Origin of the sequence: Hominisplanchenecus faecis, assembly GCF_020687205.1 — a bacterium.
Classification (GTDB): domain Bacteria; phylum Bacillota; class Clostridia; order Lachnospirales; family Lachnospiraceae; genus Hominisplanchenecus; species Hominisplanchenecus faecis.
On sequence record NZ_JAJEQE010000033.1, the window covers coordinates 22,530 to 36,313 of the forward strand.

Here is a 13,784-nt window from a genome sequence, read left to right on the forward strand (position 1 = left end):
AGAATGGTGCATAGTGGTAAAAAATGGAGTGAAAACCACAGCCACAGCACGAAAGAGGGTGTGCCGTATGTTCATGGGCGAATACAATCATACAGTTGATGCCAAAGGCAGACTGATCATCCCTTCCAGATTCAGAGAAGAACTGAAAAATGAGTTTATCGTTACGAAAGGTTTGGATGGATGTTTATTTGTATTTCCGGGAAATGAATGGCAGATCTTTGAAGAAAAATTAAAAGCATTACCGCTTACAAACAAAAATGCACGGCAGTTCTCCCGGTTTTTTGTGGCGGGAGCTACACCATGTGAACTGGACAGGCAGGGGAGAATTCTCTTACCGTTACCGCTGAGAGAATTTGCAGGTCTTGAGAAAGATGTAGTGCTTGCCGGTATGTTAAACAGGATTGAAATATGGAGCAAAACCAAATGGATGGAAAATAATTCCTGCGATAACATGGACGATATTGCAGAGCAGATGTCGGATTTGGGACTTTGCATATAGCCTGGGGAGGACAATATGGAATTTAAACACAAATCTGTACTACTGAAGGAAAGCATTGAAGCTTTGCAGATCAAACCGGACGGCATATACGTGGACGGCACGTTAGGTGGCGGAGGGCATTCTTATGAAATATGCAGACATCTTTCGGATAAAGGAAGGCTGATCGGCATTGATCAGGATGCAGCTGCGATCGAAGCGGCAAAGGAGCGATTAGGGGAGTTTGGAGATAAAGTTACTATTATTCGCAGCAATTACTGCAATATGGTAAAGGAACTGAAAAGCATTGGCATTTCATCGGCAGATGGGATTATTTTGGATCTCGGGGTATCCTCCTACCAGTTGGATACGGCTGAGCGGGGATTTACATACCGCGAAGACGCACCGCTTGACATGAGGATGGATCAGCGTCAGGATATGACCGCAAAAGATATTGTGAATGGATACAGCGAGATGGAGCTGTACCGTATCATCCGCGATTACGGCGAAGAGAAGTTCGCAAAAAACATCGCGAAGCACATTGTAAATGCAAGGCAGCAGAAAGAAATTGAAACAACTGGGGAGTTAATTCAAATCATAAAAGCAGCCATACCTATGAAAGTCCGAGCAGTAGGCGGACACCCGGCCAAAAAGACCTTTCAGGCAATTCGGATCGAACTGAACAGAGAACTGGAAGTTTTAAGGGATTCGCTGGACAGCATGATCGATTTTTTGAATGACGGAGGAAGGATCTGTGTGATCACATTCCATTCGCTGGAAGATCGAATTGTAAAAAACAACTTCAGAAAAAATGAAAATCCGTGTATATGTCCAAGGGAGTTTCCTGTCTGCGTATGCGGCAGGAAATCCAAGGGCTTTGTGGTCACCAGAAAGCCGATTATACCGGGTGAGGAAGAACTGACATATAATAAACGAGCAAAAAGCTCCAAACTTCGTGTTTTCGAAAGAAGACGGGAGGAAGAGGAGTCATGAAACAGGTAAACAGAGACAAATGTAAGAGACAGGAGGGTCGATATGGCAGAGAGAAATTATCGCAGAGATGATAAGATAAGACAGACAGGTCGATATGCTTATATTGATGGCAGTACCGTTCGCAAATTACAGACTCGCCCTGTACCGGAAAAGAGAGAAACCGAGAGAAGACAGGAACAGCCGCGACGCAGAAAACGGACGAGTGCCAAAACAAGACGTAACCGTGCACGTGCACTGCAGATGCATCTGCGTGACGTTATCTTTCTTGGAATCGCAGGAATGATCGTGGTCGTTTCATGCATCAACTATCTTCAGAAACAGGCATTGAATACATCCTATCGTAATCAGGTGGCGACACAGGAGGCCAAGCTTGCAGATCTCAAAGAACGCAATGATGCTGCCTATGAAAGTGCACTGAAGTCCGTAGATCTGGAGACGATCCGCAATATTGCCATCAACAAACTGGGTATGGTTTATGCCGGAGAAGAACAGGTGAAAACTTACGATGACAAGAGCAGCGACTATGTAAGACAGTATAGTGATGTTCCGACAGAGTGAGTAATCAGACAGGTGGTATAAAGTGGCAGAAAAGAAAAGAAAAAAAAGAAAGCACTTTTCAAAACTAATGCAGAAAAAACTGGTGGGAAGTTTTGCATTAGTTTTGTTTGTGTTACTGGGATTAAATTTAAGAATTGTATATATTACAGCCAAAAACGGCGATAACTATGCAAAACAGGTGCTGTCACAGAAACAGTATGACAGCAGAACGATTCCATACAAACGCGGAGAGATCCAGGATCGCAATGGAAATGTGTTTGCAAAAAGTGAAAAGGTCTATAATGTCATTCTCGACTGTGTAGCGGTAAACGGTGGTGATGAAGAAGAACAGGCAAAGCTGAAAGAGCAGGAAATTGATTACATCGAACCGACGATCGATGCACTTGTGAAAACATTAGGTCTGGATGAAGCAGAGCTTCGTTCAATGATCACTGATCCGTCAACATCCGGGAGTCGGTATCAGGTTCTGAAAAAGGGCATTTCTCTGGAAGAAAAGCAGACATTTGAGGACTATACGGAAATCGATTCTGAAAAGGAGTATACCAAGACAGACCTTGCAAGGCGGCGGTGTGTTCAGGGTGTCTGGTTTGAAGAAGATTACGTCCGGGATTATCCGCTGAAAACACTTGCGAGCAATGTGATCGGAGTCGGAAGCAATTCCGGCGGTGCAAGCGGGCTGGAATCTTACTACACAGATGTCTTGGGCGGAACAGACGGCAGAGAGTTCGGTTATCTGGATGAGAACTCCGACCTGCAGAGGACGATCGTTGAACCGACCAATGGAAATACAATCGTTTCCACCCTGGATATCAACATCCAGCAGGTTGTGGAAAAGTACATCGCTGAATTTGATGCAGAGTACGGCAAAGATGCCGAGGACGGCAAAGGTGCGAAAAACATTGGTGTCATCGTCGGAAATCCGCAGAACGGCGAGATTTATGCGATGGCGAGCAACCACGGATTTGACCTCACGGATCCGGACGATTTAAGCGACAAGTATACGGACGCAGAGCTGAAATCCATGACAGAGGAAGAAAAATCAGATGCTCTGAATGAGAAATGGTACAATTACTGCGTATCCGAAAGTTTTGAGCCTGGCTCTACGTTTAAACCGATCGTGGTAGCATCGGCACTGGAGATGGGTGCGATCACGACAGATGCTACCTACGTCTGTGACGGTGGAGAATTTGTCACCGATACAGAAATCAAATGTGATAATATTTACGGTCATGGAAATGAGACGTTAAGTGATGTTATCAAAAATTCCTGTAACGATGCGATGATGCAGATCGGAATGAAAATGCAGATCACACCATTCCTGAAATACCAGAGACTGTTTAATTTCGGAAGCCGGACAGGGATCGACCTTCCGAATGAAAGTACCGGTGTACTGTATGACAGGGACAGCATGCACGAGGTAGAGCTGGCGACCAATACCTTCGGTCAGACTTTTACCAGCACGATGATCCAGGAATATGCGGCATTTAATGCAGTGGTAAACGGCGGATATTATTATGAGCCGCATATGGTAAAGCAGATCCTGGATGATAACGGCGGAGTGGTAAAGAATATCAATCCGGTCCTTCTGCGTCAGCCGGTATCCACGAAAAATGCAGATTTTGTGTTAAGTGCCATGGAGCAGACTGTTCTGGATGGTACCGGAAAAAAGGCAAGAGTGCCGGGCTACCGTGTGGCAGGTAAAACAGGTACTGCAGAGAAGATCAATCCGGAGACCGGAACACGTTGGGAAGGAAAATATCTGGTATCTTTCATCGGATGTGCACCGGTGGATGATCCGCAGCTTACAGTGTATGTTGTTGTCGATGAGCCAAACGTTGAAAATCAGGAAACTGGTGGTTACTCTATGATCATTTCCAGAAAGATCATGATGGAAGTGCTTCCGTATCTGAACATTCCACAGACGGAAGAGATCACAGATGAGCTGCTTCAGGAGCTGGAACTGACCAGAGAAGATGTGGAAAACGGAAGAAACGCAGCTCTGATCAAAGAAAAATCAGAGACAACGGAGACAGATGAGTACGGAAATGTCATCTCTTCCGGAACGACCGCTGAAACGGATGAGTACGGAAATGTCATTTCCTCCGGAACGACATCCGGCAGTACATCCTCTGCGACAGGCACAACCGATGCTCAGACATCACAGACGGATGCTTATGGAAATGTGAACAGTGGCAGCGATTCCACGACGCAGGGTACGACGGACGATGAGGGATCGGCGTTTCATTCAAATATACCGGCTCCGCTCCAGTCACAGGACAGTGGTGACGGCGTGAGTACGCAGGACTGGATTACCAACGAAAAGCTTGGTATTGATGAGAATAATAACAGTTATTAGTCAAATGGATATTCGCAATTGAAGCAGGGGACTTCCTTGATTTGGTTAAGATATAAAGAATTTGCAGTTTTAACCTCACAGAAGCAGCGATATAATAATAGAAAGCTTTTGTGAGGTTTTTTGTATTGTTTGTAAAGATCAAAACATTTCACCGCAAAAAGATCGTGGCTGTTTTTGCACTGTGCATGGCGGCGATGCTTTTTCTGATTGGGCGGCTGGGGTATCTGATGCTGCTTCGGGCAGATTATTACAGCGAAAAAGCACAGGATCTCCATGAGAGGGAGCGAAGTATCAAAGCGGCCCGCGGAAAAATTCTGGACTGCAACGGAAAAGTGCTGGCAGATAATAAGACGGTATGTACGATTTCTGTGATCCACAGTCAGATCAAAGAGCCGGAAAAAGTGATCGATGTGCTGACAGAAGAACTGGGGATGGAGCGTGACCAGGTCAAGAAACGCGTGGAAAAGAACAGTTCCATTGAGCGGATCAAAACGAATGTGGATAAACAGACCGGGGATAAAATAAGAGAATACGATCTGGCTGGCGTGAAAGTGGATGAAGACTATAAGAGAAATTATCCATATGGAAATCTGGCTTCCAAAGTGCTTGGATTTACCGGAAGTGACAATCAGGGGATCGTGGGACTGGAAGTCAAATATGAGAGCATCTTAAAAGGAACAGACGGGCAGATTCTGACCATGACGGATGCCAGAGGTGTGGAATTATCCGACACCGGAGAAGGAAGAAAAGAGCCGGTTTCCGGGAAAAATCTAATCTTAAGCCTGGATGCAAACCTGCAGGAGTATGCACAGCAGGCGGCTTACCAGGCACTGGAACAGAAACAGGCAGACAGTGTCTCCATTATTCTGATGCGGCCCGGGAACGGGGAGATCCTGGCGATGGTAAATGTACCGGAATACGATCTGAATGATCCGTTTAACCTGAAAAAAAGTACGAATGGCATGTCACAGCAGGAAATTCAGGATGAAAGAAACAAAATGTGGCGAAATGGCTGCATCAACGACACGTATGAGCCGGGTTCGACATTTAAGATCATAACGGCATCGGCAGCTCTGGAAGAGGGCGTTGTAACACCGGAAGATACTTTCAGCTGTCCCGGATTTCGGATTGTCGATGACAGGAGGATACGCTGCCATAAAACGACCGGTCATGGAAGTGAGACGTTTGTGCAGGGAGTCATGAATTCCTGCAATCCGGTTTTTATTGAAGTGGGACAGCGGCTGGGGACAGATGCTTTTTACAGGTATTTTCAGCAGTTCGGTCTGCTCGAAAAGACTGGGATTGATCTTCCGGGAGAGGCAGGGACGATCATGCATCAGAAAAAGGATATCGGGCCGGTGGAACTGGCAACGATCTCGTTCGGACAGTCCTTTCAGATCACGCCGATCCGTCTGGCGGCAACGGTGTGTTCCCTGATCAATGGCGGCCATCAGATCACGCCGCATTTTGGGGTGGAAGTGCGGGAAGATGACGGTACTTTGCTGGAAACACTTTCTTATAAGGAAGGAAAACAGATCGTATCGGAGCAGGTTTCCAAGACAATGAGGGCGATTCTCGAAAAAGTCGTTTCCGAAGGAGGCGGCAAAAAGGCCTATATCGAAGGATATCATATAGGAGGAAAGACAGCGACCTCCGAGACACTGCCGCGAAGTGCAAATAAATACATTTCCTCTTTTCTTGGATTTGTTCCGGCAGAAGATCCCAGGATCCTTGGAATCTGTATTATAAACAATCCGCAGGGCGTATATTATGGAGGAACGATCTGTGCCCCGGTCATGCGGACGGTTTTTGAAAATATTCTGCCTTATCTTGGAATCGAAAAAGAAGCTGCACAGGAAACGGATGCGGTCAGAATAATGGATCAAGTCGAACATTTGCTGTCTGCTGAATAAAACAGAAGGGGAGTCTTTTCCGACTAAGATAAAACAGTTGCGAAAAAAGAGGAAAAGTTTTATACTAGCATAGAGTTATGCGTCGCAGACAAGCGGCCTGACAACCAGAAAACGAGGCCGCCGTTATGCGGCAGCAGGAGGTAAATATGAAAATAAGTACAGAAGTAATCATTGCATTGCTGGCATCCTTTGCAATCAGTGTCGTCTTGAGTCCGATCATTATCCCATTCCTGAAAAGACTGAAGATCGGTCAGACGGAACGAACCGAAGGTGTACAGTCCCATCTTGAAAAAGCAGGCACGCCGACTATGGGAGGACTGATCATTCTAATCAGTGTGCTGGTCACCTCTCTTTTCTTTGTCCGCAGATATCCGAACATCATCCCGGTTCTGTTTCTGACACTGGGTTTTGGTATCATCGGATTTCTGGATGATTATCTGAAAGTTGTGCTTCGAAGATCCGACGGTCTGCTTCCGAAGCAGAAAATGCTCGGACAGATCATTGTTACGACCATTTTTCTGGCGTATATCCTGATCGTGGACAAAAGTTTCCTGACGATGAGGATCCCGTTCAGCGATCAGTATTTTGACTGCAAATGGATCACGGTTCCGCTGGTTTATCTGGCAGTGATCGGAACAGTCAACGGAGTCAACTTTACCGATGGACTGGACGGACTGGCAACAGGCGTTACGACAATGGTCGCTGTATTCTTTACTGCTGTATCCATCGGGCTTGGCGGCGGCATTGAGCCAATCACGGCAGCGGTTACCGGTGCACTGCTCGGATTTCTGTTATTTAACGTCTATCCGGCACAGGTATTTATGGGAGATACCGGATCTCTGGCACTTGGAGGATTTGTGGCAGGTGCAGCCTATGTGCTGAAGATGCCGTGGATCATCCTGGTCGTCGGACTGATCTATCTGGTGGAGGTACTCTCTGTTATGATCCAGGTCACCTACTTTAAGAAGACCGGCGGAAAACGATTCTTTAAGATGGCCCCGATCCATCATCATTTTGAGCTTTGTGGCTGGTCTGAGACCAGAGTTGTGGCAGTCTTTACCGTTGTGACAGCACTGTTGTGCCTGCTGGGACTCGTTCTGGTATCATAAACAGATATCAAGGTGGAGTATTAAGCCATAGCAAGACATCATGGCTTCAGGTTTTTAATTCTGACAGCATAGTATAAGATACGAACATCGAGGAGGAGAATAGAAGATGGATTTTAAAGATAAAAAGGTCCTGGTATTCGGAAGCGGCATCAGCGGCATCGGAGCCTGTGAGCTTCTGGAAAAAAGCGGTGCAACTGTGATTTTGTTTGATGGCAATGAAAAGCTTCACGAGGAAGCAATCCGCATGAAACTGCCTTCCGCAAGCAAGGCACAGATCCTGATCGGGCAGATCAGTGATGAGCAGTTAAAAGAGCTGGATCTTGTGGTATTAAGTCCTGGTGTACCGACAGATCTGCCGGTGGTAGAAAAAATGAAAGCAGCCGGCATCCGCATATGGGGTGAAGTAGAGCTGGCATATGAAAACGCAAAAGGCGATGTTCTGGCGATCACCGGCACGAACGGAAAGACGACAACAACCAGCCTTTTAGGTGAGATCATGAAATGCTGGAAAGAGAGCGTTTATGTCGTTGGAAACATTGGAAATCCTTATACGCAGGCAGCTCCGAAGATGACAGAAGAGAGTGTGACCGTTGCGGAGATCAGCAGTTTTCAGCTGGAGACGATCGATCAGTTCCATCCAAAGGTAAGTGCGATCTTAAATATCACACCGGATCATCTGAACCGCCATCATACCATGGAAGAGTACATAAGAGTCAAAGAGCTCATCACCAAAAATCAGACATCCGAAGATACCTGTGTCCTCAACTACGAAGATCCGATCCTGCGTGCATTTGGAGAAAATCTTCAGATCAGGGTATTATTTTTCAGCAGTGAGCGTAAACTGAAACAGGGACTTTATCTGGAAGATGAGACGATCTGGTATGCAGATGAGAGTCAGAAACTTGCAATCTGCAAAACACAGGATTTAAACATCGTCGGCAAACATAACTACGAAAACGTAATGGCAGCAGCCGGCATGGCATTATCTTACGGCGTTCCGCTTGAAAAGATCCAGGAAGCAGTAAAAGCATTCCAGGCAGTAGAACACCGCATTGAGTTTGTGACAGAGAAAAGCGGTGTTGTTTATTACAACGATTCCAAAGGAACCAATCCGGATGCGGCGATCAAGGGCATCCAGGCGATGTCACGCCCGACTCTGCTGATCGGAGGCGGATATGACAAAGGCTCCGATTACACGGAATGGATCCAGTCTTTTGACGGCAAAGTAAAATATCTGGTACTGCTCGGTGTTACAAAAGAAAAAATTGCAGAAACAGCACGTAAGTGTGGATTTGATAACATCATCATGACAGAAAGCCTCGAAGAAGCCGTCAAAGTTTGTGCAGAAAATGCAGAAAGCGGCGATGCCGTACTTCTTTCACCGGCATGTGCGAGCTGGGATATGTTCCCAAGCTATGAAGTCCGCGGAAGAAGATTCAAAGAATTAGTAAGAAATTTATAATACGGGAATGCAGGGAGTGATGCAATGAGAACAAAATCCGGCAGAGGAGATGTACTGCTGGTATGCATGGTGCTGTTTCTTGTTGTTTTTGGGCTGGCAGTGTTATACAGCACCGGTTCCTACAATGGGAGTGTCCGCTTCGGAGATGCTTTTTATTATATGAAAAAGCAGTTTTTTGCAGCGGCACTCGGGATGCTTGCCATGTACCTGATCAGCTGTATGGATTACCATATTTTTGAAAAATATGCCATCGCAGCCTATCTGATCTCCCTTGCATTATCCACCCTGGTATTATTTGCGGGCAATGCTTACAACGGTTCCAGAAGATGGCTCTCACTTGGTCCTCTTTCCTTTCAGCCGTCCGAGTTTGCCAAACTTGCCGTGATTCTGTTTCTGGCAAGAATGGTCGGAAGACAGAAGAAAAAAAGGAACAGTTTTCTGAACCTGGTGTTTGTGATTGCTCTGGTACTGCCGATCGTGGCACTGGTAGGGACGAACAACTTAAGTACGGCGATCATCATCCTCGGCATCGCAGTGATCGTAGTGTTTGTATCGGACAAAAGATATATGCAGTTTGTGTGGATCGCGGCGGCCGGAGCAGGCATGATGGCGTTGTTCCTTGGGATGGAGTCTTATCGCCTGGAGAGGATCGCCATCTGGAAGAATCCGGAGGCTTACGAAAAGGGCTATCAGACAATCCAGGGACTTTATGCGATCGGTTCCGGCGGACTGTTCGGCAGAGGATTCGGCGAGAGCATCCAGAAGCTCGGATTCGTGCCGGAGGCACAGAATGATATGATCTTTTCAATCATCTGCGAAGAACTTGGATTTGTCGGTGCCACGATCCTGATGCTTGTTTTTCTGGTGCTGATCTGGAGGTTTATGGTGATCGCTGTACATGCACCGGATCTTTTCGGGTCACTGATCGCAGCGGGAGCCATGGGGCACATCGCGATCCAGGTGATTTTAAATGTAGCCGTTGTGACAAACACGATTCCGAATACCGGGATCACACTTCCGTTTATCAGTTATGGAGGCACTTCCGTTTTGTTTCTGCTCTCGGAGATGGGGCTGGTTTTGGCAGTCAGCCGGTGGCAAAGCGAGAAAAAATGCATATGATAATTTTATAGAAGCAATTTCCAGATTGAGTAAGCGGAGGGGTTTGGGTGGAATACTTTGAAATAACAGGTGGAACACCTCTGCACGGAAGTATCACACTTCAGGGTTCCAAAAATGCGGCCCTGCCTTTGATGGCGGCATCCATTCTGCATCCGGGCAGGACGACGCTGCATCATGTTCCGGCGATTCGTGATGTTGATGTGATGATTGAAATACTGGAGAATATCGGCTGTACGGTACAGAAAGACAAAGGGACGCTGATCATAGATGCTGCAAAAGCAGAACATTTTGAGATCGCAGCATCGCTCGGCGAGCGGATGCGTTCCACGATCATTCTGCTCGGATCGATGCTTGGAAGAGCCGGAAGGGCGAAAATGCCGTTTCCGGGAGGCTGTATCATCGGGATGCGGCCGATCGACATCCATATCACCTCCCTTGGAAAGATGGGAGCTGTCTTTGAAGAGACAGACGGCATGCTCTGTGCAGAGACAGACGGTCTTTGCGGGACCAGGATCCATCTTCGTTTTCCAAGTGTCGGTGCCACGGAAAATGTCATTCTTGCGGCTGTTTATGCCAGAGGGCGTACCCGGATTGAAAACTGTGCAAAAGAACCGGAAATTGCAGAACTTTGCAGATTTCTGCGTGAAAAAGGTGCAAAGATCGAAGGAGAGGGAACTTCCTGTATCCTGGTAGAAGGAGTCAGCCATCTGAGGGACAGCACCTACACGCTGATGCCGGATCGGATCGTGGCAGGCACCTATCTGTTTGCAGCGGCAGCGACCAGAGGCGAGATTTGTCTGGAAGGGATGCGTCCATCCGATATGGAGTCCGTCCTGGATGTGCTTGGCAGGATGGGTGCAGTGTATGAGAACAGGGAAGATGGATTTTACCTGGATGGAAGAAAAGCGATAAATCCGCTTCCTGTGGTCTGTACAGAGACGTATCCCGGTTTTCCGACGGATCTGCAGTCCCAGCTGCTTGCAACGCTCTGCGTGGCCAGGGGCAGAAGCGTGATTCGGGAGTGTATTTTTGAAGAACGCTTCCGAATTGCACCGTGGCTGAACCGGATGGGGGCGGATGTGACCACAGACGGCAGGGAAGCTGTGATCGAAGGAAAGGCACATCTGTCCGGACAGATGGTGAAAGCCCAAGAGCTGCGAGGCGGTGCGGCACTTGTGATCGCTGCTCTGATGGCACAGGGGATCACCCGCGTATACGGAAGTGCTTTTATCGAACGCGGATATGAAGATCTGGCAGGAGATTTAAGAAAGCTTGGAGCGGTTATTTCGAAGAAAAAAGCAGAAAGGTGAAACTGTGAAGAACAAAAAGAAGAACAGAAGAAAGCAAAGAAGAAAAGTGATCTTGATTCTGCTGGCCGTGCTGGTGCTTGGTCTGGTGGTGATTTTTGGGCTGTTTCGGGTGCGGAAACTGGTAATTTCAGGAAATAAGCAATATAAAGCGGAGGAGATACAGGAGGCCATCATGCAGGATGGTCTCTGCAAGAATTCGCTTTATCTGCTCTGGAAATTCAGCAATCAGGCAAAAGTAAAGGAGTCCATTCCGTTCCTGAACGGAGCAGAGGCAAAGCTGAGAACACCATTTGAAGTGCAGGTGACCGTAAAAGAAAAACAGCAGATCGGATATCTCCTGAATCAGGGAAGCTATATTTATTTCGATAAAGACGGCATGATCGTGGAGATCTCGGATCAGCCAAGCGAAGATGTTCCACTGATCACCGGGCTGGATGTTGAAAAAGCAGAACTATATGAAAAACTTCCGGTGAAGGATGAAGGAATGTACAATACGATCGTAACTCTGACCAAGACACTGAACAAAGACGGTCTGGTACCAAATGAGATCCGTTTTAATACAAGAGATACGATCACACTGGTGTTCGAGGATATCAAGGTCAACCTTGGAGATGATACGGATCTGGAGGACAAGATGTCGGCACTCAACTCCATATACGCACAGCTTGACGGCAGACATGGAACGCTGTACATGGAATCCTACAGTGAAAACAGCGGACAGGTGACCTTTAAAAACGAGAGCGGCGGTACGGAAGATCTGGCCTCGACTGACGGAAGCAGCGAGTCTGAAACTTCCACGCAGGAAACACAGGAAGGCGGAGGCAGAATGTACTCAAAAACAGACGGTACTTTTTCGACCGATGCCGATGGAAACAAGACCTATACCGATGCTGCCGGAGTCACGACGACGCAGTGTGATGAGTATAATTATACCGATGAAAATGGCAATATTATTACCGATGGATACGGCTATATTGATCCATATACAGGTTCTTACATCAATTAGTGACACGGATGATGGGAATATTGCACAGTTCCGGCCGTGGTTCGATGGGCGAAACTAGCTTTTTAATAAGAAATTTTAAAATTGTCTTGATTATTTGGGCAAATAACTATATTATAGAAGAATAGAGATGCATATGCGAAGGAGGAAATACCCTTGTTAGAAATTATGACAAACGAAGCTGAGTCTGCGGCTAAGATCATCGTAATCGGTGTGGGCGGTGCAGGCAATAACGCTGTGAATAGAATGGTTGATGAAGCAATCGCAGGTGTAGAATTTATTGGTGTCAATACCGATAAGCAGGCACTGCAGCTTTGCAAAGCACCGAACACAATTCAGATCGGTGAAAAAGTAACAAAAGGACTTGGTGCAGGTGCACAGCCGGAGGTTGGCCGTCAGGCAGCCGAAGAAAGCTCCGAAGAGCTCAGACAGGCTATGCAGGGTGCAGACATGGTATTCGTTACCTGTGGTATGGGCGGCGGTACCGGAACAGGTGCTTCCCCGGTAGTTGCAGGTATTGCAAAAGAGATGGGCATCCTGACTGTCGGCGTTGTGACAAAACCTTTCCGTTTTGAAGCAAGAACCCGCATGAATAACGCACTTGCAGGTATTGAAAACCTCAAGAAAAATGTAGATACACTGATCGTAATTCCAAATGACAAGCTGCTTGAGATCGTAGACCGCCGTACCACGATGCCGGAAGCTCTCAAGAAAGCAGACGAAGTTCTGCAGCAGGCAGTACAGGGTATTACCGACCTGATCAACCTTCCGGCACTGATTAATCTGGATTTTGCCGATGTACAGACGGTTATGACAGACAAGGGTATCGCACATATCGGTATCGGACATGCAAAAGGAGACGACAAAGCACTCGAAGCAGTTAAACAGGCAGTGGCCAGCCCGCTTCTGGAGACTACGATCGAAGGTGCATCCCACGTTATCATCAATATTTCAGGAGATATTTCTCTTATGGATGCAAACGATGCAGCAAGCTATGTACAGGAGCTTGCCGGTGATGATGCAAACATTATCTTTGGTGCTATGTATGATGATACTTACACAGACGAAGCAAGCATCACCGTGATTGCTACCGGTCTGGATTCTTCTACCGCAACACAGCCGGCAGTAAACAGCAGAAAAGTATCACAGGACAGCCGCAATGAGCAGCCACAGTCTAGTCTTTTCCAGAGAACGATCGGAAGTGCTACGCAGGCCGGCAGACAGGCGGGCACAGCTCCGTCAAACGGAAAACTGCGCACACCTTCCAGTAATATACAGGAAAGAGACATTCAGATCCCGGATTTCCTGAGAAGAAGATAATTTTTTTAAATCGATCAATAAGATTTTATATGCGAAAGCTTAAAAGACCGTTTCGAAATGGATTCCATTTGGAAACGGTCTTTTTGTGAGTGCGCCTAGCGGCGCACGTTTCTAACGGGTTAAAGTCCCGAATCCGCCCGGTAGTGGGAAGGATATAGCCGAAGGC

General features: G+C 47.0%; 11 protein-coding genes. All 11 read left to right on the top strand.

The features are described 5' to 3' along the window. Positions 1 to 67 precede the first annotated feature (67 nt). Complete coding sequence (gene mraZ / locus LKD42_RS09910) at positions 68 to 499, top strand: division/cell wall cluster transcriptional repressor MraZ (RefSeq protein ID WP_022120047.1); 432 nt, start codon at positions 68 to 70, stop codon at positions 497 to 499. Positions 500 to 514: 15 nt separating this feature from the next. Beyond that, positions 515 to 1,468, top strand: a complete 954-nt coding sequence (gene rsmH, locus LKD42_RS09915; protein ID WP_147631159.1) for a 16S rRNA (cytosine(1402)-N(4))-methyltransferase RsmH — start codon at positions 515 to 517, stop codon at positions 1,466 to 1,468. A gap of 42 nt (positions 1,469 to 1,510) precedes the next feature. Next, positions 1,511 to 2,026 (top strand): hypothetical protein, encoded by a 516-nt coding sequence (locus LKD42_RS09920; RefSeq protein ID WP_248835590.1) that lies wholly within the window; start codon positions 1,511 to 1,513, stop codon positions 2,024 to 2,026. A gap of 67 nt (positions 2,027 to 2,093) precedes the next feature. Then, on the top strand, positions 2,094 to 4,382 hold the full coding sequence (locus LKD42_RS09925; protein ID WP_248835591.1) for a peptidoglycan D,D-transpeptidase FtsI family protein: 2,289 nt from the start codon (positions 2,094 to 2,096) through the stop codon (positions 4,380 to 4,382). Positions 4,383 to 4,567: 185 nt separating this feature from the next. Continuing rightward, positions 4,568 to 6,295: a peptidoglycan D,D-transpeptidase FtsI family protein gene (locus tag LKD42_RS09930; RefSeq protein WP_248835594.1), complete on the top strand. Its 1,728-nt coding sequence runs from the start codon at positions 4,568 to 4,570 to the stop codon at positions 6,293 to 6,295. A gap of 146 nt (positions 6,296 to 6,441) precedes the next feature. After that, entirely contained in the window at positions 6,442 to 7,404 is a 963-nt protein-coding gene (gene mraY, locus LKD42_RS09935) for a phospho-N-acetylmuramoyl-pentapeptide-transferase (RefSeq protein WP_179966602.1), read from the top strand. A gap of 106 nt (positions 7,405 to 7,510) precedes the next feature. Further along, positions 7,511 to 8,866 carry a UDP-N-acetylmuramoyl-L-alanine--D-glutamate ligase gene (gene murD, locus LKD42_RS09940; RefSeq protein WP_022118344.1) on the top strand — a complete coding sequence of 452 codons (1,356 nt, stop codon included), beginning with the start codon at positions 7,511 to 7,513 and terminating at the stop codon, positions 8,864 to 8,866. A gap of 24 nt (positions 8,867 to 8,890) precedes the next feature. Continuing rightward, positions 8,891 to 9,985, top strand: a complete 1,095-nt coding sequence (locus tag LKD42_RS09945) for an FtsW/RodA/SpoVE family cell cycle protein (protein WP_022118343.1) — start codon at positions 8,891 to 8,893, stop codon at positions 9,983 to 9,985. Between the two features lie 47 nt (positions 9,986 to 10,032). After that, on the top strand, positions 10,033 to 11,295 hold the full coding sequence (murA, locus tag LKD42_RS09950) for a UDP-N-acetylglucosamine 1-carboxyvinyltransferase (protein ID WP_248835592.1): 1,263 nt from the start codon (positions 10,033 to 10,035) through the stop codon (positions 11,293 to 11,295). Positions 11,296 to 11,299: 4 nt separating this feature from the next. After that, complete coding sequence (locus LKD42_RS09955) at positions 11,300 to 12,301, top strand: cell division protein FtsQ/DivIB (RefSeq protein WP_248835593.1); 1,002 nt, start codon at positions 11,300 to 11,302, stop codon at positions 12,299 to 12,301. 165 nt (positions 12,302 to 12,466) lie between these two features. After that, complete coding sequence (gene ftsZ / locus LKD42_RS09960) at positions 12,467 to 13,618, top strand: cell division protein FtsZ (protein WP_248835595.1); 1,152 nt, start codon at positions 12,467 to 12,469, stop codon at positions 13,616 to 13,618. The last annotated feature ends 166 nt before the right edge of the window (positions 13,619 to 13,784 follow it).

Coding starts and splice junctions, on each gene's coding strand:
- mraY (WP_179966602.1), top strand. CDS start 6,442: ATGAAAATAAGTACAGAAGTAATCATTGCATTGCTGGCATCCTTTGCA.
- ftsZ (WP_248835595.1), top strand. CDS start 12,467: ATGACAAACGAAGCTGAGTCTGCGGCTAAGATCATCGTAATCGGTGTG.
- rsmH (WP_147631159.1), top strand. CDS start 515: ATGGAATTTAAACACAAATCTGTACTACTGAAGGAAAGCATTGAAGCT.
- LKD42_RS09920 (WP_248835590.1), top strand. CDS start 1,511: ATGGCAGAGAGAAATTATCGCAGAGATGATAAGATAAGACAGACAGGT.
- murD (WP_022118344.1), top strand. CDS start 7,511: ATGGATTTTAAAGATAAAAAGGTCCTGGTATTCGGAAGCGGCATCAGC.
- LKD42_RS09930 (WP_248835594.1), top strand. CDS start 4,568: ATGGCGGCGATGCTTTTTCTGATTGGGCGGCTGGGGTATCTGATGCTG.
- LKD42_RS09925 (WP_248835591.1), top strand. CDS start 2,094: ATGCAGAAAAAACTGGTGGGAAGTTTTGCATTAGTTTTGTTTGTGTTA.
- LKD42_RS09945 (WP_022118343.1), top strand. CDS start 8,891: ATGAGAACAAAATCCGGCAGAGGAGATGTACTGCTGGTATGCATGGTG.
- mraZ (WP_022120047.1), top strand. CDS start 68: ATGTTCATGGGCGAATACAATCATACAGTTGATGCCAAAGGCAGACTG.